The organism is Anabaena sp. FACHB-595 (genome assembly GCF_048568275.1).
Lineage (GTDB): Bacteria > Cyanobacteriota > Cyanobacteriia > Cyanobacteriales > Nostocaceae > Trichormus.
Window position 1 is genome coordinate 1,230,519 of sequence record NZ_CP183473.1, and the last position, 24,093, is coordinate 1,254,611.

At 40.4% G+C, this 24,093-nt stretch carries 14 protein-coding genes and 1 pseudogene; 3 read left to right on the forward strand and 12 right to left on the reverse strand.

Annotated elements, in window-relative coordinates:
• Nucleotides 1-64: 64 nt before the first annotated feature.
• Entirely contained in the window at nt 65-3,130 is a 3,066-nt protein-coding gene (gene pgmB, locus ACN222_RS05260; protein WP_010995232.1) for a beta-phosphoglucomutase, read from the reverse strand.
• A 30-nt stretch (nt 3,131-3,160) separates the two neighbouring features.
• On the reverse strand, nt 3,161-5,578 hold the full coding sequence (locus ACN222_RS05265) for a sucrose synthase (RefSeq protein ID WP_190449677.1): 2,418 nt from the start codon (nt 5,576-5,578) through the stop codon (nt 3,161-3,163).
• Between the two features lie 714 nt (nt 5,579-6,292).
• Here ACN222_RS05265 and ACN222_RS05270 point away from each other — a divergent pair.
• On the forward strand, nt 6,293-6,745 hold the full coding sequence (locus ACN222_RS05270) for a hypothetical protein (RefSeq protein WP_010995234.1): 453 nt from the start codon (nt 6,293-6,295) through the stop codon (nt 6,743-6,745).
• Between the two features lie 419 nt (nt 6,746-7,164).
• On the opposite strand, the gene ACN222_RS05275 is transcribed toward ACN222_RS05270, so the two are convergent.
• Nucleotides 7,165-9,411 carry an FdhF/YdeP family oxidoreductase gene (locus tag ACN222_RS05275; protein WP_010995235.1) on the reverse strand — a complete coding sequence of 749 codons (2,247 nt, stop codon included), beginning with the start codon at nt 9,409-9,411 and terminating at the stop codon, nt 7,165-7,167.
• Between the two features lie 330 nt (nt 9,412-9,741).
• Entirely contained in the window at nt 9,742-10,233 is a 492-nt protein-coding gene (gene msrA / locus ACN222_RS05280) for a peptide-methionine (S)-S-oxide reductase MsrA (protein WP_010995236.1), read from the reverse strand.
• A gap of 130 nt (nt 10,234-10,363) precedes the next feature.
• Between msrA and ACN222_RS05285 the strand changes: the two genes are divergently transcribed.
• A complete protein-coding gene (locus ACN222_RS05285; protein ID WP_044522785.1) occupies nt 10,364-11,248 on the forward strand; it encodes a pirin family protein in 885 nt (294 codons plus the stop codon).
• A gap of 165 nt (nt 11,249-11,413) precedes the next feature.
• On the opposite strand, the pseudogene ACN222_RS05290 reads toward ACN222_RS05285, so the two are convergent.
• The 3 genes and pseudogenes from ACN222_RS05290 to ACN222_RS05300 form a co-directional block, all read right to left on the reverse strand.
• Nucleotides 11,414-11,512: pseudogene (locus tag ACN222_RS05290) on the reverse strand (four helix bundle protein); the annotation flags it as partial.
• 494 nt (nt 11,513-12,006) lie between these two features.
• Nucleotides 12,007-12,792 carry an SMI1/KNR4 family protein gene (locus ACN222_RS05295; protein WP_010995239.1) on the reverse strand — a complete coding sequence of 262 codons (786 nt, stop codon included), beginning with the start codon at nt 12,790-12,792 and terminating at the stop codon, nt 12,007-12,009.
• 249 nt (nt 12,793-13,041) lie between these two features.
• Nucleotides 13,042-13,251 carry a hypothetical protein gene (locus ACN222_RS05300; protein ID WP_126987159.1) on the reverse strand — a complete coding sequence of 70 codons (210 nt, stop codon included), beginning with the start codon at nt 13,249-13,251 and terminating at the stop codon, nt 13,042-13,044.
• Between the two features lie 14 nt (nt 13,252-13,265).
• Here ACN222_RS05300 and ACN222_RS05305 point away from each other — a divergent pair, with 14 nt between their 5' ends.
• The gene (locus ACN222_RS05305; RefSeq protein ID WP_010995241.1) at nt 13,266-13,703 is read left to right on the forward strand and encodes a low molecular weight phosphatase family protein; all 438 of its coding nucleotides are present in this window, start codon (nt 13,266-13,268) and stop codon (nt 13,701-13,703) included.
• A gap of 38 nt (nt 13,704-13,741) precedes the next feature.
• On the opposite strand, the gene ACN222_RS05310 is transcribed toward ACN222_RS05305, so the two are convergent.
• From ACN222_RS05310 to ACN222_RS05330, 5 genes are all read right to left on the reverse strand, one after another.
• Nucleotides 13,742-17,284, reverse strand: coding sequence for a hybrid sensor histidine kinase/response regulator (locus ACN222_RS05310; RefSeq protein WP_010995242.1), 3,543 nt, complete (start codon nt 17,282-17,284; stop codon nt 13,742-13,744).
• A 192-nt stretch (nt 17,285-17,476) separates the two neighbouring features.
• On the reverse strand, nt 17,477-20,779 hold the full coding sequence (locus ACN222_RS05315; protein WP_044522787.1) for a GAF domain-containing protein: 3,303 nt from the start codon (nt 20,777-20,779) through the stop codon (nt 17,477-17,479).
• A 152-nt stretch (nt 20,780-20,931) separates the two neighbouring features.
• A complete protein-coding gene (locus ACN222_RS05320; protein ID WP_010995244.1) occupies nt 20,932-21,432 on the reverse strand; it encodes a chemotaxis protein CheW in 501 nt (166 codons plus the stop codon).
• A gap of 20 nt (nt 21,433-21,452) precedes the next feature.
• A complete protein-coding gene (locus ACN222_RS05325) occupies nt 21,453-21,815 on the reverse strand; it encodes a response regulator transcription factor (protein WP_010995245.1) in 363 nt (120 codons plus the stop codon).
• A gap of 276 nt (nt 21,816-22,091) precedes the next feature.
• Nucleotides 22,092-23,276: a response regulator gene (locus tag ACN222_RS05330; protein ID WP_010995246.1), complete on the reverse strand. Its 1,185-nt coding sequence runs from the start codon at nt 23,274-23,276 to the stop codon at nt 22,092-22,094.
• Between the last annotated feature and the right edge of the window lie 817 nt (nt 23,277-24,093).

Below are 24,093 nucleotides of genomic sequence, written 5' to 3' on the forward strand. Positions count from 1 at the left end.
TTAATTATTAGTTAGTTGCTTCCCTTACACCCTCACACCCTCACACCCTCACACCCTCACACCCTCACACCCCCGCAGCTTCGTTTAACTTGGTGCGTAAGTCTGCCCATGTCACTCCTGCAAGATTTGGGAGGACTACATGAGCTGTACCTACACGCTCGACAGGGCCAAGTCCTACTACCCACATCCCCCCAGCTAAAGCGGCTTCCACACCTGCGCCTGCATCTTCCACAACTACGCATTGTTGCGGTTCTAATCCTAACTGATGGGCAGCGAAGAGGAATAAATCTGGCGCTGGCTTGGGTTTCTGCACACTGTAACCATCAGCGATCGCATCTACTTTATCAACAAGCCCTAGCTTTTCGATTACTGTGTGAGCGTTTTTACTAGCTGAACCGATACCTATTTTCATTCCCGCTTGCCTTAGTTCATCTAAAAGAGCGATCGCTCCCGGCAATAAATCTTTAGATGTAATGTGTTCAATTAGTTCTACATAGTAGCGATTTTTACGCTCCATCATCTCTTGAATTTGCACTTCTGAATAAGGTCTATCCCCAATAATCCGCATCAAGGACTCACGACGAGACACCCCCCGCAAGGCTTCGTTATCCTCCCTATTAAAAGGAATCCCCTCCTCATCAGCCAGCCTCTGCCACCCTAAATAGTGATATTCTGCTGTATCAGTTAACACACCATCTAAATCGAAGATAAATCCTCTAATGTCTGGGTATTGAGTGTTCGGGAGTGGGGATTGGAGAGTGAAAACTTCTTCCTCTGCTCCACCCTTCTCTACGAGAGGCAACGCCAACGGGAACGCTTTCAGCGAACTGCTCCCTCCGAAGTTCCGAGCGGAGGCTTCCTCCGCTCGGACTTCTCTCTGCTCCCCTGCTCCCTGCTCCCCTGCTCCCTGCTCCCTGCCCCCTGCCTCCTGTCCCCCAGGCAAATCAAACGGATACCACTGCCCACGCCAATGTAGCTGAAACTTCAGACGTGTCCAAGTTGGGGGCAAATGGGGGTTAGCGACGGGGCCTTTTTCTGTGAATTGGATGCCACCAAAACCGAAAATTACTGCCTGCCAAATTCCGCCAGCGCTGGCTCCGTGAATACCGTCATTGGCATTGCCTCGCGTGTCTTCTAAATCAACCATGAGCGCCTGCATAAACCGTTCGTAGGCTGTGGCTGATTTCCCCAAATCTGAGGCTAAGATGCCGTGAATTGCTGGGCCTAGTGATGAACCGTAGGTAATATCCGTCCTGGGTGCGTAATAATCCCAATTGCTTTTTAAAGCTTTTTCGTTGTAGGGAAATTCTGCTGATGGGCGCATCAGGTACAGCAACATCAAGACATCTGGTTGCTTGAGGACTTGGTGTTGGTTAGCGGTTTCTATACCCAAGATTGCCTGCATAGAACGCTGGCGTGGTTCGTAGTCTTCTAAGTTGATATCTTGCAATTGGAAAAATCCCTCAAATTGTTCGATTAATCCGGTTGAAGAGTCGTAGAAAATGCAGATTTTTTTGATGATGTCTTGCCAGAGAGTTTCTAACTCTGGAGTAAGTTGCAGCTTATCTTCTAGTGCTTTGGCTCGTTCGGGGAAGTTATGACGCAGCCATTCAGCAACTGTCAGCGCCTTTTCTAAATGCCATTGCACCATCCGGTTAGTGAAAGTGTTGTTGTGTACAAACTCGTGGTATTCATCAGTACCAATCACCCCACGGATTTCATAGCGATCGCCTTGGGAGTTATACTCAACTCGGCTACTCCAGAAAATAGCGGCATCTAAGATAATTTCTGCACCATAATCGCCCATCCAATCATCATCACCAGTGGCTTGCCAGTATTGCCAGACAGCATAGGCAATATCTGCACTATTATGAATTTCGCGATCGCGGCACCAAATACGCACATCTTCGCCATAATAATCATCAGGCAATGCCCAACGCGGCGTTACCTCATCCCCAGTATCCGCACTTTCCCAGGCATACATCGCCCCTTTAAAGCCGTAATGGCTGGCTTTGCGTCGCGCCCCGTTGATGGTGTGATAGCGGTAGCTGAGTAAGTTCCGGGCTAAAGTGGGTTGGGTGAAGGTGAAAAAGGGCAAGATAAAAATTTCTGTATCCCAGAAAATATGCCCCCGGTAGCCAAAGCCGGAAAGGGTTTTAGCGGGAATACTGACTTTTTCATCATGGGATGGGGCAGCAATTAGCAACTGAAACAGGTTGTAGCGGACAGCAAAAGCGGCTTTAGGGTCTCCTTCTATGTATATATCGCTTTTTTGCCATACTTCGTCCCAGGCTTGCTTATTCGCCGTGAGTAAAGTTGTGTAGTTGGTTAGTTGTGCCAGTTTTTCTTGAGCTGCGGTAACTGGTTTGTTGACCTCCCTTGAAGTAAACACTGTTACCAGCTTTTCCACCGTGATAGTTTGTTGAGATTTAGCTAAAAAACTGGCGCTGATAGTGGGATATCCAGGGACGATGCTCACTTGTAACGCTGTTTCTGCACCTGATATGGTCATTTTGGCTGCCATACCGATTTCAATATGAGTTCCACGGGTACGACTTTGCAACCAGATACCCTGCTCGGTTTTACCTTGGTCTATTCCTTCCCAATGATTGAAACCTTGATTTTCAGCATAGCCGTTGATACTAGCTTGAATTTCAACTAAGCAATCACCATCATGAGCTGTGATTTGACAACGCTGTCCTAATATATGGTGATCTGCCAGACTAGCAAAGCGTTCAAAGTGGATATCGATGATGCTACCACTGGGACTACGCCAACGCAGAGAACGACTGAGCAGACCTTGACTAACATCAAGTTTACGTTCGTAGTGTAATACTTCCCCCTGATCCATGCGGAAGCGATCGCCATTAATCGCAATTATCATGGGCAACCAATCAGGACAGTTAGCCAGTTCTGTATAAACTACAGGCACATCATCATAGACACCATGAATAAAGGTTGCAGGTAAACCACGGGCGTGACCTTCCTCTAAGCTACCCCTGGTGCCTAAGTAACCGTTACCAATGGTGAAGACGGTACCTCTAGAATGCGATTGCTCAGGATTAAACTTAGTTTCGCTTAATATCCAATCTTGATAAATAAAATCACGAGAAGGACATTTTGTGTTCATGGTGAATGACTGATGACTGTTGACTGATGACTAATGACAACTCATGTGCTTCGCTAAAATTTGCTCGGCTCTGGGTTTATAAATTAGGTGAAATAGGCTTTCCATGTAACGGACTCTAGCTTCGCTGCTTTCTGGGCGGATAAAGTTCCAGAAACTGTAGATTTTAGTCAGTGCTAGTAATTGACTGGTGTGTAATTGCCAGTTGTATTTTTGATGAATGCGTTGGCTCATCCATTGAGACACTTCTTGCCAATGTTCGGGATGGGTATCGCACTCTTGGAAGAATGCCAAAATTTTCTCGGCTGTTCCCTCTAAGTCCGTGGGATTAATCCGAAATCCATTATTTTGATCCTCCATGATTTCTAAAGAACCACCAAATTTAGTGGCAAAGGTAGGTAAGCCAGAAATCATGGCTTCTAAAATACTGCGTCCAAAGGCTTCAAACCGAGCAAAGTGGATATAAATTCCCCGATAATCTGCCACTAAGCGATAAGCTTCGCCGACTTCTTGGTTAGGAAGTCGTAACCCTAACCAGCGAATATGCCCATGTAGCTGATATTGGTTAATAATGTTGTGCAGTTTTTCAATTTCCCTGGCTTCTTCGGGATTGGTGCTTTCATCTATGTTTAACTTACTAGTAAGCAGAATTAGGTTAGAGTGTGCTTGTAATTCCTGACTTCTGCCGAAGCATTCAGCCAAGCCAGTCAGATTTTTGATGGAAGTAATAGGCGCAACTGCAAAGATGGGTGGCTTTTGGGGTTGGTCTAAATAACCGAAGATTTGCGAGTCTTGACGATGAAATAATAAGTCGTGGACGTGTTTACTGACATTGGGGTCTCTATCTGCTGTTTGGCTATAAGGGAAAAAGACTTGCTCATTTACCCCTGGCGGAACCATGTTGAATTTAGGATTAAACAGGTCTATCCCATCGACTACATGATATAGATGGGGCATGGTAAAGAACTTGTAGGACTCGTACTGTCCTATGCTTTCGGGTGTGCCGAAAATTTCTTGGTAGGATGATGTGATGATAAAGTCAGCCGCATTCATCGTAATTAAATCGGCGGTAAATTGTACTGAGAAGTGATATTTTTCCTCAGAGTCTTGCCAATATAAATTACTAAATAAATTTTTCGGTTTTTCTAAAGAGTGGGCAATGTTGCAATGGGTGACTTTGAGACGACGGGCGAGGAGGAACGCAACTAAGTTACCATCGCTGTGGTTACCGATAATTAAATTTGGTTTGCCCTGGAATTGGGCTAGTAGTTGTTTTTCGGCATCTAAGGCAAAAGTTTCTAGATAAGGCCAAATCTCAAATTTAGATATCCAGTTATTGGTAATTTCGGGATTAAATTCCCCGAAAGGAACCCGCAAAATCCAAGCATTCTCTGTGTTGTGTAACTTTTCTAAGCGCAGGTTACAGTATGTACCCTCACAGTTAGGTATAAGCCGGGTGAGAATAATAACGTGGGGTTGAATACCTAGCACTTCCAGTCCGGCAAGCTTAATCTCTTGCTGTAGTTTGTTTTCTAAACTGCGTGCTTGCTCTAAAACATAGATAACTTGGCCTAAGGTTTCATCCCGTCCCATGACATCTTCTTGAGCTACCCAGCCGTGAATGGAAACTAGGACGACCCGAAAAACAGCAGGAACACGGGCGACAAATGCTTCTAATACGGCAGGTTGGGGAGAATCAATCAATTTATCTAGCAGCGTAATAGTCTCCAGGATGCGCTGGGCTGTATTACCCCATCCTGGCTCAAAGCCGAGTTTTTGCAGTTCAATGTAGAATTTTTCGTATGGTTCTTCCGGGGGTAGTGCCGAGAGAAATTTAATCGCTGCGTGAATTTGTTTAGCTAGGTGGATACCTGAGGGAATAGCATCCCCAATCATTAAGTTAATCCCATCGTATTGCAATCCCCGTAAAGCTAAGTACACTAACTCGACCCAATATTGGGGGTCGGTCGCTATCTGACTGCATAGATAACGATTGAGGAAGGCTAAACCTTGACCAATGTTTCTAGGGTCGCTAATACTGGGGGAAGCTTCGTAAAAGGAATTGAGGTCAATTTCTAAGATGTTGGGTTCATAGGCATTGACTAGGCGATCGCTTACATCTAAAAACGCATCAATTGACATAGAATCAAACTTAGCCAAGTCTGATGTCAGTCGCCAAACTTCTTGGCTAGCAATCCTTGGACGCACCACAAACCAGGTACCGTCCTCTGCTAAAACGATTTCATGGGTATATTGAATCAGCTTACCCACGGATGAAGAATAGTAAAAATATGTGGGCTTTTGGGCTTGCTGACAGTATTGGGAAAAAGTATGCAGGATCTCATTTCTCAGGAAGTAACGTTTACCTGAGGCATCTAATGCAATTATCAACTGTTGCAGAGCAGCTTTTTCCTCACCATTAGCAAAAATAGGGTGAAATAGTTCGTGCATGACGATTTCCAGAACTCTAGCCAGGTCACGACCTCATTTTTGTCTCCTCAACAAATGTAATTTTTGTATAAAGTTCGTTGAAACACTGATATTTGGTAATGGGTGATCAGTAATTGGTAATTGGTAATATCAAAACTAATTACCAAAATTGGCTATTACTGATCAAGACCAACCATCTTCTGTGTAATTAAATAAACTTGATACTTAGTAATTGGCTTAGAGGTACATTGCCTTTGTTGACCTTTGTATAGTAGATAGGCATTCACTGTTTTGCCTTCTAGCTCTGGTATGAATGGTCATTGGTCAGTTGTCAGTGTTTCTTCCTCCTGCTCTAGGCTGGTGAGCGACTTGCCTTGAGCGGAGTCGAAAGGAATTTAACTACTGCCTTCTACCTCTTAAGAGTTCTTAGTCTAGTCACTACGTCAGTATATTTTAAATATTTAAATAAACTTCTTATTTACAAAGGCATAATCCAGTAGTTTTTGTTATGCTGGACTAGACAATTTAAGTTTTTTTTTGAGCGATAATTATAACGCAATACCATTTAATTTGCAAGTTGAATTTTCTATACAATTAGTCTTGTTTTGTACATAAAGATTAATTAGGCGATCGCTCTCAAAAGTTGATATTTTTTTTAATGTAGAGGGTCAACGAGCTGAGCAACTAATTGTCTAGCTGTGTTGGATCAAAACTTTGCTCATTTTCAATTTTTTTATGAGTCATCATCTACCCGACACCAAGATACCTGCTCCGTGTATTGTAAACACGGGCATTATTGTGAACAAGCTCGACATGAAGCGTTTATTGGCTGATTTAGGTCGAGTCCACTACATCTACACCCAAGAAGGCCAATTACAGAGCGAGGGTGAAGGGGATGTGATGGAAGTTTTTGCTAACCCACGAAGGTCTACCTTAGTGGCTAACAGCACTCTTTATCTCAATGTTGCTAGCTTTGATTATCTGGAATTGAAACAATCACCCCAAAAAGAAACTTTCTTTGATTTGATGCAGGAAGGTGCTTGCTTACGGTTGATTCCTTTATCGACACCTATCCAAGAACGTCGTGAACGGACTTGGAATGTCAGCGCTATCGAGGCGATGATGGAGGAAGTCCTAGCAGCTAGATGGGATGCAGAAATTGATGATGACTGTTGTGATGGCTTTTAAATTAGAAAAAGCCACTCCGAAAAACAAAACACAATCAAAAAGGCAATAAAGCAAGCCGATGTGGAGATGTTGGAATTAGACGCAGTTGCCTGTGAGATAACCGCTTATGCTCCATTCTATAAAAAACTGCACTTTCCTGCGTTCTATGATTGATTGGAATCACGGCAAGCTGATCTCCAATTTGGACTAGCGACAAAGTTATGGTTCTAAACTGTCAATTTCGTCCAAAATTAGCTGACGCAAGAATAAGGGTTATAGTGTTGTCAACGGCAAAGTTATGGGTAAAGTCACAGTTTTAAATCCTTACCTTTGGTAAACGATGGGTTGTCAATTTGGACAACTTATGGTTACTGTCGCAACCCAAGAAAGAATGGAATTTTATACTGATTAATTCCTTGATGCTCAACTTTTGAATTAAATCAGGGAGCTAGAATACAAACCGGCACTCTTTTATAAGCAGGTGTACCACTTTGTGGATCAATTTTTGCTTTAAATAAAACATTAGCCTCAGGATAAAACATAAAAGCTACACCTTCAAGAATTGCCCCACAAATAATTTCAATATTGTCTAATTTTCCCTTATCTCCTTTCACTGTTACTCGTTGATGTTCCTGTAATCCTGCTTTTTTTACATCAAAATAATTCATTAAAATACAGAGACGATGAGGCATTCCTCTGTATTTATCTTCACTACGATAAACTACAGTATTATGTTGACCATAGCTGCGTCCTGTTCCCAAAATTAGCACAATTCCTGGCTGATTCTCTGACACACCAAATTCGGCTTTAGTTGGTACTGATAATTGTGGTAAAGGTGTAACAAACATCTGCGCTTTGCCATCAGATGTTGTAAATTTCGGTTCTTCTAAAATCCGCCTCTCAATTACAAATTCCTGTTTGGTTTGGTCTATTGTGGCAATCTTTTCATAACCAGGAATAGTTTTAGCAATTAATTCTCTGATATAAGTTGTATCTTGCAGTTTACGCCAATTTATCGGTGTTTCACTATGTAAACGATGAGCAATTTCTGTAATTAATTCTATTTCTGAAATCAAGTCAGCATTACGTGGTTGTAAATGACTTTTGCCTTCATCATTTAACCTCACAAAATTATTGCCTGATTCAGTTGTGGTTTTATGAGGATTTTCAAAGCGATTGAATACAGGTAATATTAGAGTTTGCTGTTTAGCTAATCCGTGGAAATGTCCTAAGTTTGGTTTGGTCGCTACATAAAAAATAGTATCTATTTGTGATAATGCCTGTTTTGCTTGCTCTAAGTCTGGGTTGGCTGCATACAGATTTCCCCCTAAACAGAATAGTGTATCTATCTTTCCTGTTTCTGCTGCTTCTATTAAATCACGGGTATGATAACCAGGAGTTTCGTTCAGAGTTTTTCCTAATACTTGGGATAGTGCTTGTTTGATTTCTTCTCGCAAATTTACAGTCACACCCATCGAACCAAATCCTTGCACATTGGAATGTCCTCGAATGGGCATAGTCCCAGCGCCAATTTTACCAGCGTTACCTGTAATTAAAGCTGTATTAGCAATACTAAAAATATTATCTACACCGTTAGCTTGTTGAGTTACGCCCATTGCCCAGGCAAAAACTACACGTGCTGATTTCCCAATTATATAAGCAGTGGCTGTGATTTCTTCTTGGGATATGCCACAGGTATTAGTAATGTCGTTCCAAGATATATGATTAGCGTAATCTACAACTTTTTGCCAATTTTGAGTATAGGCATTGAGATATTCTGTTTGGATTAAATTCTGTTCTATGAGTGATTTTTGCAACCCTACAAATAACGCTACATCACTCCCAGGGATTGGTTGTAAATATAAGGAAGATATATCTGAACCACCAGTGAGTAAAGATTTAATAGGAAATGCAGGAGAGGCAAATTTAACTAGTCCGATTTCTACTTGTGGGTTAATAATAATTACTTTTCCGCCTCTTTCCCGCAATTTGATTAATTCGTTCATCAAGCGCGGATGGTTTGCTGGTGCGTTAGAACCAATTAAAACAAGACAATCACTATGTTTTAGGCTCTCTAGGCTGACCATTGATGTACCTGAGCCAAAAACCTTTTTTAACCCCACTGTTGAGGGAGCGTGACACAAATCTGAGCAGTCTGCTAGATTATTGCTACCTAGCGATCGCATGAATAATTGTAGTAGATAGGCAGCTTCATTGGATGAACGTCCAGAACTATAACTAGCAACTCGCGCTGGTGGGAAATTAAAGGCTTGTGTAGCGATTTGGTAAACTTCTTCCCAGCTAATACGTTGATAATGGGATGAGCCTGATCTGAGAATTAAAGGATAACTTAGTCTACCCAAGCGATCGCACTCTTGAGAAGTGAGGTTTTGTAATTCACTGATGCTATGTTCTTGGAAAAACTCTTGTTTAATTCCTGGTTGCAATTCCGCAGCGATCGCCTCTACACTTTTAGCACAGCGTTGTAAATATTCTCCCGCTTCATTCACAAATCCCCCTTTTTGTCCACCCGTACCCCAAGCACAGGATAAACACGCACTTTTATGATTCAGAGTTTGCCATAACTGTAATCCCTGTGGTGAGAGAGTTTGTTCTACCCAATACTGAATCACTGGTAAACCACCCCCAGCCGGATAGCTAGACTTGCTTTCAGATGAGTTATCCATACTTAGCTAAATCTCAACTCGCTTTAATAACTATTATTGCTAAAAATATCTGCCTTCCTGAATTGAAAGGGGTATAGGGGAATGGCACTAAGATAAGCGCAAATCTTTAAGGTATAAGCCTTTTAGGGTGTAAGGGTGTAAGGGTGTAGGGGGGTAAAGTAAACATCTAAATAATTAAATCAAGATACCTCATAAATACTGTTCTTCTCATCACCCCTACACCCAGTCATAGCAAGAGTTTCATGTTTTCTTAGTGCCATTCGGGTATGGGGAAAAGACATCTTTCATATTTGACTGCGAAACTTGCTTCATCGGGACTGCCTTTTTCAATTAGCGTTTTGCCTGCTTTTCAAAATACTGTTGATGTTCCTCTGTTGCTAAGTAATATTCACTCTTGTGCTTAATCTCGGTTACAATATCGAGTTCAAACCTGCCTGATACCTGAACCTTGGCTTTTGACTGCTGCGCCGCTTCTGCTTGCTGCTCATTGTGAAAAAAGATCACAGACCTGTACTGTTCTCCTTTATCTGGCCCCTGGCGGTTTAGGGTTGTCGGGTCATGAATATCCCAAAAAACTGCTAACAAATCTTCATAACTAACAAGTTGAGGGTCATATTCTATTTGCACCACCTCAGCATGACCAGTTATCCTCGACAACACATCAAGGTAGCAAGGGTTAGGGAAATGCCCTCCCATATAGCCAACTGAGGTTGATACTACCCCTTTTACCTTGCGAAATGCCGCCTCCACGCCCCAAAAACAGCCAGCCCCAAATGTTGCTTTCTCCATAGGTGCTTCTGTACTCCCAATCTTTAATTCCATCTTCTCTATTGCTCCCTGCAAACTGTTATGTAGCTCATCGCAACAAATAGATAATTCATAAAGGTGAGCTTTTTGTCAGGTGGATCTACTTATAATGATTCCAGCATCCACCAATTACCCCCCACTACTTATGGCAATACTTCAATTGATTGAACCTGAAGTTAAAGATTTGGGTGGGTTTGTTGCCCGCCGTAGTCTGCCATATCCACATCGCCAAATGGTCGGGCCATTTATATTTTTTGATCATCTTGGCCCATCTGTTTTACCACCCAACAAAGGTATTGATGTACGACCACATCCTCATATCAATATTGCTACCCTAACTTACTTATTCGATGGTTCTATAATGCACCGCGATAGTTTAGGTATCGTACAAGAGATTCAACCGGGTGCGGTGAACTGGATGACGGCGGGAAAGGGGATTGTACATTCAGAAAGATCGCCCGACTTTGACCGTCACAACGAAGCTAATATTCATGGTATACAAACCTGGATTGCTTTGCCTGTTGAATACGAAGAAACTGAGCCTTGGTTCACTCATTATCCAGATGAAAACCTTCCCACCTGGGACGAGAATAACGTTACCATCAAGCTTATTGCTGGAGAAGCACATGGTTATACCTCACCTGTAAAAGTTTTTTCACCCATCCTCTATTTAGATGGGCTGCTATCTGCCAATGGTCACTTCACTATTCCTACTGGTTATTCAGAGAGAGCAGTATACAGTGTTACAGAAGGACTGAGTATTAATGATCAACCTCTAGAGCCATATCGCCTCGCCATCCTAGAGTCAGGCCACGAGGTCAAGGTTTCTGCTACTGACACAGCTCGGTGTATTGTGATTGGTGGAGAGCCATTGGGTACACGCTACAAATGGTGGAATTTTGTCTCTAGCCGACCAGAGCGAATAGAGAAAGCTAAAGCCGATTGGCGAGACTGTCGCTTTGCTACTGTGCCAGATGAAACAGAGTTGATTCCACTCCCTGAAGTGGCGACAGAGGCTAATCCTTTGTAATTAGGCCGCTCTCCGGTATTGGTACAAAATCACTTGATTGCAACCATCTGATTTATTGAAAAGTAGCCTAGATATCTTGCAAATACACCCATTTACAGGTTCTTGGCAACTTTTGGTGATCTTGGTTGGGGCAAGGCAGAAGTCGGAGGAGTAGAAGTAATAATTTCAACCCTTGAGTTTGTTTAAAGTAGCAACTAATATACTTTGCATTTTCTCAACTTCATTTAATATGGGACTAAAAAGGTTTTTGTCCGCTAAATCTAAGTAAGTAGGCACGAAAAAACCCAACTATGTAAAGATAAGTAAATATGGGGAATACAACTACCAAGGGAACTTGTATATGGGCGCTCGTTTAAGAGTATTCCTGACTAGTAAACAAGACCAAAACCTTTTAAACCTGAGAAAAGCGGACGTACCACAGAAAGTCAAAGACCGAGCAGAAATAATTAGGTTAAGTTTGTAGCCGAGTCAGGGGGGTGACTTCCTGGCTTAGGCATCCAAATAACAATTGCTAATAAACTGTCCGATAATGCAGAGTTTGTGGCTGAAGAAATTGAAGATGAAAATGTAAGAAAAAATATATTACGCCTAATGTGTATTAAAGACGAAAACCCTACATTTATCGTTGTAGAGACGTTGCATTGCAAAGTCTCTACCGCACTTAGCTTGAAATTCGACTCTGGGGTGGAATCGTTGACTCACTCGCATTCATCTCACGCCAAATCAAAGATTCTGGCGTGAGGCTTCTGCTGCTTCAGCTAAATTGCTATCAAGCCATCAAGCCATAACTCATACCAATCTAAAAACGTTGCTGATGATTCAAAAGTAGGTGGACCCCAATCAGCTAGAAACCAACCAATTCGCCCTTTCAGCGATCCATTCAAGACCATAAACCCAAATGGTCCACATACATCCTTACAAACAGTAATTGTTCCAAATTGTGGTGACCAGAGTTCTTGCTCGTACTTCTGTTCCCAATGTTCGCCAGCGATCTCGACAAGCCATCGCTCCCATGCTTCATCACTTTGGTACTCTTCAAGCAAAAGGCAAGGCTGACTTGGAGCTATGAGTGCTTTGTCTTCATCGCCGAAACACAGACCAATAGCCCAATCTTCTAGCCGCAGCATTTCCATCCCATGAACTTCCCCGCCTCCATTCCCAATTTGTTCAAGAAAACTTCGGTACTCTACTGGAAGAAAAGTGTTATACTTGGTCTCCCAAGCATCAATTTTATGCGAACTGAGTGGAGGATTGAATTTAAAGCTATAGTTCAATGGATCGGTTGAGGGGTAAAACTCTTGGTAAAGTTGATTCTGAACACTTTGAAGTTGTCTAGCTTTCTCAAGCTTTTCTTTGATGCGTTCAATCTGAATTGTAATGTTTGTACCTGGAGACCACTGCCAATTGTGCTTACACTTGGGACATGCCAGCCTTAATTCACCTCGATCAATTGGAGTACGTAGTTTTTGAGAGCAGTTTGGACATATAACTATAACCTTTTCTGTATGTGATACCTGTTGTTCACCGGATGATCCTATATTCATCAAGCTCTTACCTAAAATCGGAGAACCATAACGTACAGCAGTTTGGCAAGTTGCAACTTTTTGTTATACACCAAGTTTAGCGTATCAGAAGTATAGGGAAGCGATCGCCAAGGCGCAAGTGAATTGCTTCGGTTCTTGTCAGATTTTGGTGATGATGAAAGCTTACGCACTTTAAGGCAGAAGGCAGGAGGCAGTTCGCGGAAGCGTTGCCGAAGGCTAGGCAGAAGGTTTTAAGACGTTTTTTTATCCTCATTGGGACTTGTGACCTTTTGGGGGCGATCGCTTACGACTTTGTTGTGATGCAGATGTTCTATAATCCAAGCAAAGCTTCAATTGTGGGAATTTTTTCTTCTTCCTTCCTTCTGCCGTCTGTCGTCTGCCTTCTGCCTTGTCCCAACCAAGATCACCAAAAGTTGCCAAGAACCCATTTACCAGTACAAAGCCTGTAGGTTTAGTCAAAATCACGTAGTCAAATGAATAAAATATTGTTCTTGTGTACAGGTAACTACTACCGCAGTCGCTTTGCCGAACACCTATTCAATCAGTTGGCTACCAAACAAGGGTTAGATTGGCAAGCTGATTCCAGAGGATTAGCACTTGAACGGGGTGTAAATAATGTGGGGGCAATTTCCCAATACGCGGCTGAGGCTCTAGCAGCGCGTTTAGTAAATATATCTGATGATGAACGGTTTCCTAAGCCAGCCTGTGAGCCAGATTTTCAATCAGCTACCAGGGTTATTGCCCTAGATGAATCAGAACACCGTCCACTAATGAATGAGCGCTTTCCTCAATGGGTTGATGCAATTGAATACTGGCTAGTTCACGACATCGATAAAACCTCTGCAACCGCAGCCCTTGGGCAAATTGAGAAACATCTACTGCAACTTATAGAACAATTAGCTCAAAGTTAGTCACTCTGCGATCGCCCTCAGAAAATTATACCTCTTCTTCAAACTGTGAGTAACCGATTTAAATAGTCTTTTGCTGAATTAATTAAACTTTCAATATGATTGATCAACTCATGCTCTAAATAAGGTTTTGATAAATAAGCTTTTGCACCTAATTCTTTGGCGAGTTGACGATGCTTTTCCGCACTACGAGAAGTGAGAATTATTACAGGAATTTTAGTGTATTGGGGATTGTGCTGAATATGGCTTAAAAATTCAAACCCATTCATCCGGGGCATTTCTAAATCGGAAACAACAAGTTGAATTTCTGGGTGTCGTTGTAACTGTTCTAGAGCTTCAGCACCGTTTTGTGCTTGGATTACTTGATAACCAGATTTTTGCAGAGTTAAGGATAGAGTTTGCCGCAAACTAATAGCATCATCCACTACTAAAATTACTTTTGATAATTTTTGATTGGTCTCTACAGTAGCGGATAATAAAGGTAGAGATGGAATATTAGATGGGGATATTGATAAGGCTTGTTTATTGGCATATTCATCTGTTGGTAGTGCTAAAGTATCAAGGGTTGCCTGCATCTCCACGGATTCTAATAATAAAGCACCATCAATAACTAGCATGAGGTTGCCATTAGCTAAACTGCTGGAACCATAAACATATTTGGGGGGAGCGATCGCATTTCCCAATGGTCTAATTACTAGTTCTTGTTCACCGATAATTTGGTCAACTTGTAAAGCGAAAATGCCTTGGTTTCGTCTCAGTAATAACACAGGATGATTTATCTCTTCTGTATTATGCTCAGGCAGTAAATTACTCGTATTTAAATTATTAAAGCAGCTACCATTGTAATACATCAACTCTGAGAGTTGATGCAGACTAAGCATAGTATCCTCATTACCGCCATCCCAGTGTAAAACGCGTTTACCTTCAAATTCTTGAATTTGTTGCGCCGAGGGAATGATTATTTTTTCAATACTATCCAACAGTAGAGCATAAACAACACCGCCAGCTTGTACTAGCATTAATTGATCGGTAGTCATAGAAAAAGGGATTTTAAGGATAAATTTTGTGCCTTGATTAGGCAAAGTCTGCACAGAAATTGAGCCGTTGAGTGCTTGCAGTTGAGAACGGACAATATCTAGTCCCATCCCGCGTCCAGAAAGTTCACTAACTTTTTCCGCAGTAGTAAATCCTGGTGCGAACATGAATTCTAATAGTTCAGAATCATTGATTTGAGATAAATAGCCTTTGGACTCATCTTTCTTGGAGATGAAATTCAGTTCAATAGCTTTTTTGCGAATGCTATCTAACTTTAAGCCTTGTCCATCATCTCTGACTTCGATAATTGTTTGACTTCCTTGATGATAAGCGCAGATTTCAATCACACCTTGTTCTGGTTTACCACGTTCTCGGCGAACTTCTGGAGATTCAATACCATGATCGAAAGCATTACGGACTAAGTGTAACAAGGGATCGTACAGCTTTTCAGCGATCGCCTTATCTACTAGTACATCTGTGCCAGTAAATTTTAAATCCACCCGTTTGTGGTAAACAGTACTGAGGTTTTTTACCATGTGGGGGAAGCGGCTGAGGATATTTTCTAAAGGTAACATCCTCGCTTCAACTAGGTTATCTATTAAACTGAAAGCTAAACTTTGTTTTTTATGACTAATTTGAGTAGCTTGCTTGAATAAAAAATCAATGGACTCTGTTGCTTCTTGTAATTGTGATGTCTCTTCTATGGCTTCGTGTAATGTCAGATGAAATTCTGTATAAGCATCCATTTCTAAGGGGTCAAAATTAACTGAGGCAAAGCTTTGTGTATGTTGTGTTGCTAAACTTTGCCGTTGTAGTGGTAAATCACGGAGTTGATTTAAAGTTTCTTGGTGTTTGTTGAGACGTTGTAATAGCTGCTCGATAATTTCTTGCACTTGTTCATCATTTAAAGTGCGTCTTTTTTGGTGAATTAGCAGTTCACTAGCCAAATAATTAATGCGTTCTAATCCCTCAACTTCTACACGCACCGATGAGCCTTTCTGACCCTTTTTACTTTGATGATTTTTAACTTTATCAATTATTTGCTCATTAACAACATCAAGGGCTGTTTCTGTAATTTCCGTACTTAATTTTTCCGCTACAGCTAAAGATGTTGTAGATTCAGAAATATCATTAGCTTCTATTTGTGGCTCAACTTGAGCGTCATCTTCATTAACTTCTCCTCCCCAAATTGCTTCTAACAGTCCATCATTGATGTTGGGTGAGGAATTTGATATATCTTTAAAAACAAGAAGTTTTTGTAATTGAGGATTGTCAGTCCAGTTTTTCTCTTGAGCAGTAATAGGAGGATATTGCTTATATTCTTGAGCGACTAAACCGATTTTAGTTTGTAGAGCTTGGATAATTAGAATATTGTCGGCAGTTTTTTTAACTGAATACTGAAATCTTACAACGGCTAAAAGTATAATTAAAACAATACCCTGACGATATAGACAAAGACTTTGGCTATCTGTTTCATGTCGAACATATTCTAAAAATTTATTGAGCCAAGTTTCAATATATTCAATTGGTTGTAAAAACTCCTGATTATTGATGAGTAAATCCCAGTGCAATGCTGATGGTGGTATTTCTACTTCATGGTTAAACCAGCCAAAAATATAATGAACTACCTTTAAATATGATTGGGCTGTTGTGGGTTTAAGGCACTCACTTTTATTATTGCTTGATGTAGTTAAAAACTCGTAAAATTCTGCTTGATTAATTAAAAATTCTGAATTGATGGTTTCAGATGCTTTATTTGTAACAACTGATGTCAGTTCCCGTAAAGCAGCAGAAGGTGTACCGCCATGAGTGCGATCGCCTGCTAATATATTGCATTGAGCCTGCTCTAAATCAGCATGGGCAATCTCAATAATTTGGCGCACTTGATTAGGATTGGTTTGTAACGCTGTCAAAGCTGTTTGTGCAATTTCGCCAAAACCAGGTAAATTTAAAGATTCTGCCAGTCCGAGAAATACATCTAATTGGGAACTGAAAAAATCTATTAATTCTGTATCATCTTCTATGTTAGTAAGAGCTTCAATAATGCTTCCTAAACGTTGCTGTACACCTACTTCAAATATAGATTGAACAATATCAAAGCCTAACTCTTCAGATGTAGGGATATGAGAATCATCACCAAAATTATCGCCTAATTTTCCTTGGAGTTTAGCAAATATAGTAGTAGCTCTTTGTAAAAGTTCTTCTTCGTTAATAATGCTGCCTGTTAATTCTGATGTTAATGCCAATTGCAAACATTCATAAGCCTGAAACAAATAAGTTTGTAACTCAGCATCTATAACTACATTAGGGCTATATAAAGCCTTAAATACATCCTCCAAAGAATGGGCTATCATCTGAATTGTTTCTAGCCCAACAGTAGCAGCACCACCCTTAATTGTATGAGTAGCCCGCATTAAATTATGCACTCTGGCTATACTATGATTTTCAGACAAACTGAACAATTCTTGCTCGATAGTTTGAATTAAATCTGGCGCTTCTGCTAAAAAATAAATATAGCCTTGTTCACGAATTTCGGTATCAGTAATCATAATTTGGGTACTGGGGATTGGTTACTGGGAATGGGGTACTGGCGATTGGGTAGGTTATTTTTCAAGATAGTTTTGAGGGTTGGCAGATAGGGCTGTAGTACTTCTCAAGTTAGGATTAAAATCTTTACTACAAAATTGATACGTTACTAGCTAGTTCCTAGCCCCCAATCCCCAATCTCCAGTCCCTAATTATTAATTCACTTTGAACTTACTAGCAGTTGTTAACAAATCTTGTGCCATACCTGATAAGTCTTGGAAGACGGTGGCAATATCTTGAGATTCTGCAAAAGTTTTATTAGCGATCGCTGCCACATCTTTCATCGAATTTGTGACTAATACAGATTGCCCCATTTGTTTTTGGGTTGCATCAGTAATTTGTTGAATTAATTGACTAATTTCAGCAGTTGCAAAAACGATCGCATTTAAGTTGTGCCTTGTTTCACTGACAAAGTTTGTTCCTTCCACTACCTGCTGAATCCCGGTTTCCATCGCTACCGCTACTTCTCCCGTTTCCTCCTGAATCTCTTGGACTAGTTTTTCAATTTCAATTGTGGCGGCAGCTGACTGGCGAGATAATGAACGGACTTCATCGGCTACAACTGCGAAACCTTTGCCATATTCCCCTGCACGGGTGGCTTCTATAGCTGCGTTCAAAGCCAGAACGTTTGTCTGGGTGGCAAAACTACTAATCAAGTTCACCACTTTGGAGATTTTTTGCGAAGATTCACTCAAGCGCTTAATTTTTTTGCTGGTTTGCGCTACAGTTTCTCGAATTGCTTGGATGGCTTGAACTGTGAGGTTCATCGCCGCGTCACCAGATTCGACAGTTTTGTTTGCTTGTTGTACCGCCACTTGTACCAACTCGGCGCTAGCTACCACAGCTTGGGTAGAGTCTAGCATCCGTTGAATTTCACCCAAGGCTGTAGTAATTTCTTGGGATTGTTGTTGAGCTAAGTTATTCAAGCCTGCAAGTGAAGCATTGCTATCGCTGGAGGTTTGGGCGACTTGTTGAGAAGATGTTTGCACTTGTAAGACAATTTGCCGCAAGGCTTGCAAGGTGTTATTGTAAGCGTCGGCAATGGTACCTAGTTCATCTTCTGTAATGGGTGCGCGGACTGTCAAATCACCATTTAAAGCTGGTCGCACAGCCATCAGTAGTTGAATAGAACGCTGTTGCAGTAACTCTTTGGCTGCTTTTTCCCTCGTTGCGGCTTCTGCTAGCTGTGCTGATTGTGCTTGCAGTTGTTGCAGATATTCAGTCTGTTGCAGGGCTAATCCCAACTGATCGCCCACCCGCGCTAGTAAGCTAACTTGGGATTGTTCCCAATCACGAGGGCCGGAATTTTGATAAGTTGCTAGCAATCCCCATAATTGTTCGTTAATAAACACAGGAACAATCACATAAGCTCTGACTTCAAATTGTTCTAATATCTCCAAATGACAGGGAGAATGGCCTGCTTCGTACAGATCATTAACAACCAAGGTTTCACCTTTGGCATATCGACCGCCTTGAGTTTCTTGGATGTAGGTATCTTCCCAAACAGTTTTGATATCAGTCCCTACGAGTTTGACCCAATTATTAGCTACTGATTCTGCCACAAACTCGCCACCCCAATTAGGATTGAAGCGATAAACAGCGACGCGATCGCTCCTTAATAATTGTCGGACTTCTTGGGTGGTTATTTTGAAAATATCATCGATATCTACGGCTTGACGAATGCGGTTAACTATTTTGGTAAAAGCTTTTTCTTGTTCCGCCATCTGAGCTATTTTCTCAGATTTTATTTGTACCTGTTCTAGATAGTCTAATTGCGATTTAGCAAGGCTAAATTGTAGGGCGATCTGAGTTAAAAAGTTGACTTCCCAAGATTGCCAATCGCGGGGGCTAGAGTTTTGGTATGCTGCAAGTAAGCCCCATAATTTATCGCCAAAAAAGATAGGCACGATGATATAAGATCTGGCTTCAAACTGCTCTAATGTCTCGACGTGACAGGGTGCAAAACCTACTGTATAAATATCATTGACAACATGATTTTCTCCTTTGGCATAGCGTCCACCTTTAGTATCTTGTAGGTAGGTATCATCTATAATAGTTTTGATATTTGGCCCCACTACTTTTGTCCATCCAGAAGCAACTGACTCAGCGACAAATTCACCACCCCAATCAGGACTAAAGCGATAAACGGCTACGCGATCGCATCGTAATGATTGACGTACATCTTGAGTTGTGGTTTTAAAAATAGTTTCTACATCTGAAGCCTGACGAATACGGTTAACTATTCTGGTGAAGATTTTTTCTTGTTCAGCAATCCGTATCATTTGCTCAGATTGCAATCGCGTTTGTTCTAAATATTCTGCATGAGAAATAGCTATGCCAAATTGCAAACCAACTTGAGTCAAAAAACTAGATTCCCACTCTACCCACTCACGGGTACCAGAGTTTTGATAAGCTGCCAATAAACCCCATAATTTTTCCGCAGCAAACACAGGAACAATAATGTAAGCTTTGATTTCAAACTGTTCTAAAATTTCTAGATGGCAAGAAAAATGACCGGCTTCATAAATATCATTAACGACAAAACTTTCTTGATGGCGATAACGTCCACCTTGGGTTTCTTGTAAGTGGGTATCTTCCCAAACAGTCTTGATATCAGGGCCTACCAGTTTTACCCAACCACTACCTACAGATTCTGCAACAAATTCCCCACTCCAATCAGGATTGAAGCGATAAACAGCGACGCGATCGCACTTCAATAATTGACGGATTTCTTGAGTAGTGGTTTGAAAAATCTTATCGATATTTGATACTCGTAAGATTTTCTCCATCACTTTAGATACGGCTTGTTTAGCCTGATTTTGCAGTTTTAATTGAGTTTGAAACTCAAAATTCTGCAATCTATAGGTTAACTCTGTACTAACTTGAGTTAATAGAGTTATTTCTGTTTCTTTCCAGTTTCTAGCACTAACGCAGCCAGTCACTACCAACAAACCCCAAACTTTACCACCTGCTACTATTGGTAAACTTAAACTAGCTTTAATTTGGAATTTATCCAGTAACTGTTTTTGATAAGGGGTAAGTTGGATTTGAGCAACATTATTAATAGTTATCGGCTCTATATAGTCTCGATTAGTATCTAAACCAAAGGTAATCCCTGGCAGAATTTCCCCCATTGTTGGTGTCCAACCAAGAGTTCTAGATTCTGCTAAAACCGTTCCAGACTCAGGTGAAGTAAACTGATAAATTAAAGCGCGATCGCAAGCAATTTTTTCTCTAACTTTCGCCACAGTAATTCTTAACACTGCATCCCAATCTGATACTTGGCGCATCTGCGTGATGATATCTTGCAACTGCTGTCGCCACATTTTTACTTCTTGGGCGCTCTCGCTGACTCCGATTTCTTCTTTCTGGACGTTATTGGCTAAGTTGGGATTTTCTAATGGAGAAACAGTAGCAGCCTTCTCATTTTCCTTGCTGTTGTATTTTGCAATTGTCATCTGCATCAACCTCAATTTTTTTTAGTTTAATCATTTGATATTTGCTAATTAATGTTACACTTGTATTGATTGATATGTAATGGTTAGCAAATCTAAGTTATTGTGGAGATTATAGGTTTTGAAATCTATAATCAAGAGTGCTTTATTGATGATTAATTATGAGTAAGCCACATAGGAGAATGAATAATAGCACTAGCATCTAAGTTGAACATCATTTTCTCTTCATTATTAATGAAGTATCCTTGCAAAAAATCGGAAATTGATGATGAGAATAACTCAGCCGATGGGGCTTTCATTTGATTCTGATCTAGAAACTCAATATCCATCATTTGCCGGACTAGAATCCCCAAATATTTACCATCATCTTCCAAGACAATTGCCATCATTTTTGCCAAAAAGTTGCTTGTGTTGGACAGTGGTGGGTAACCTAACATTTCTTCTAAATCTACTAACCACAACATTTCACCACGCCAGTTATACACACCTAGAACACAAGCTGGCATTTGGGGTACACCGCATATATCCACCAAAGACACTTGTAAAACTTCGGTAATATGCTGTAAGGAAATCACTGCTGTATCTTTGATTCCCAAATTAAAGCTTAAAAATTTCTGCTGACTTTCCAAATTTTCACCCTTTAATTGATTAAGCATTGGTCGATTGTCGGCAAATTTTATCTAGATAATTTTTTGAGAGTTAACGTTAACTCTTCCTGATTTATCGGCTTAGAAAGATAAGCTTCTGCACCTAGCATATTTCCCCAAGTCTTATCTACATCACTGTTTTTGGTAGAACAAAAAACCACAGGGATATTGCTAGTCTTTGGGTTATTTTTCAATTCTCGACAAATTTCAAACCCACTTTTACCTGGTAAAATTACATCGAGAAATATTAAATCGGGCTGAGTTGTATCTAATTTTTCTTGGGCTTCTTCACTGCTGGTGGCACTAATTACAGAATAGCCAGCTTGTTGTAAGTAACGACTAAGAATTTCGCGGTCGGTGAGACCATCCTCGATAACTAACACAGTATTCATGATAATTCCCTGTAAAATTGTTGGTTTTAGCTAATATATCAAAGACAAATTGTGTATTTAATCCTGATAATTACGGGCTAGAGTTTTGTTATAATTTTGATATCTTACTGTTAAATATGGCTCAGAAAAAATACGTATACTTCAGATTTTGTTGACTGAAATTTACTTATTTCTTATAAATAATTATGTACCACGTTTAACAACAATTCATCTTGAAATGTCAATTGCTCTAGACCATTAAAAATCCGACTTATCCATCAATTCGAGACACTTAACTTATTGACAGAATTCTAAACGAGATCCTGTTTTTGCGGTAGATATAGGTTGCATAGGTAAGTATTTACGGACTACACTCATCACCCTATCTGCTGCTACGGGTTTTGTGATAAAGTCGGTAGAACCGACAACCTTAGCACGTACTCGATCTAAAAGACCATCATTGCCCGTTAAGATAATTACTGGTGTGTTAGCAAAAGTAGAAATTCGCCGCAATTGTGTACAGATTTCATAACCACTAGCCACTGGCATGATTAAATCTAAAAATATCAAGTCTGGTTTCTCTTGAATCAGAAGTGGTAACGCCTGTACAGCATCTTGAATCTTGATGAATTTCATCCCATTAGCGGTGATAATATCTTCCAGCAGTTTACAGACCTGTGGACTATCATCTACACAGGCTATCACCGGAACCTTGGATTTTGTAGGTTGTGCAGAGGTCGACTTATCTAGAGTTTCTACCACAGCTAAAGGTAAATCGGGCAACTCCACCAATTCGATGATTCCTTTGAGGACGTAGGGCAGCAAAGAACGGGAGACTGGTAAAACATTCTGCCTCATTTTGGCAGCCAAATCTCGCAATGTGGATTTGCCATTAATTAAAGTGACAAAGTTCTTGTAGACAGATGGACTTACCTGTTGCTGGAGTTGTTCTGGTCTGCAAATTATTGGTGCTAAGTCAGGACAAATATTTACCAAGCCTGCTTCTGACCAATTTTTCCACGATTCTAGCATCTGTTTCATTGACACATCTGCACTCGTGAAACTCATCGGTGTCTCTAAGACAACTTTTTGGTTACGTTCACAACTAATAGTGACAAAATTACTTTGTTGGGCTAATTCAAACAAAAGTTCGTTGATGGTATTATCAACAATAATATGAATTTGCTCCCGTTGAATCTTCTGCTTTTTATACAAAATTTCCAATAGGCGATAATCCCAGTAACTCATCGATATATCTTGCGAGCGCAGTTGCATTTTATCAACATCAATCTGTGGGCAATGTTGAGCCATGAGTCTACGCCAGCGACGAAAAGGATGAGTTCCTCCTGTTGCCCAAACTATCCTACCCAAGCGATAATAGAAAGTCCATTGCTGCCCTTTAGGACTACTAATAATTAACTGTCCATTATATTGGAGTTGGGTACAAGTTTTAAATTCATTAAGTACGTTATTTGATACCATCAGACCGGGGGAAATTGTACTTGATACCTATGATTTAAAAATCAGCCTTCTCAAAACCCCAACTAGTAAGCTGCTTATTTTCGATGAAATTTATTTGTCAAATAATAGTTTATTGACTTATAGCTTAATTAACTGAATATGATAAAATTATCATACATAGAAATAACAGTAGATGTTATCTATTGGCAACATAATTACATATAATTTTCTTCTGCCTTCAATCTACTGCTTCAATCTTTTTTTCATTCTAGATAATATTGCTATATTTCAATACTCCAGTATTTAAATCCATCTTTATTAACTTATCATTTTAAATACTTTCAATTTAATTTATATCCGTATAATTCCTGATTTTCTCCTTGGTAGAAAATGTTATGTTCCGCAATTGTGATGATGAAGAGGTAATTGTTTCAGAAAATGACAATTTAAGCCTTTTATTACAAATATAGATATTAGATAAATACTCTGTTTGCGTTCAATTATAAGTTTAAGTAAGTCGGTGCAATAAAACCAAAGTATGTGAAGAAAAGTAAATAAGACTCGAACTCTTTCTCTCCCTGCTCCCTGCCTTCTTCCAACAATAATTATTTACGCCGACCTACTTACTTATGAGTTCAGCAAGCTTTGTAAATTTTGACTGCATTCAAAATACAAATTGGTTCTGGTGTTTTGTCGGTAAAATAAAAAAACAAAGTATTTATGATATCCAAACAACAGTGATATTACTTAAGTAGCCAGGATGGGATGAGCAAAAGAGGTAATTTTGGGATTCATGCCATCTTCTATAATTGATAGAACCTGCATATATAATCTTAGG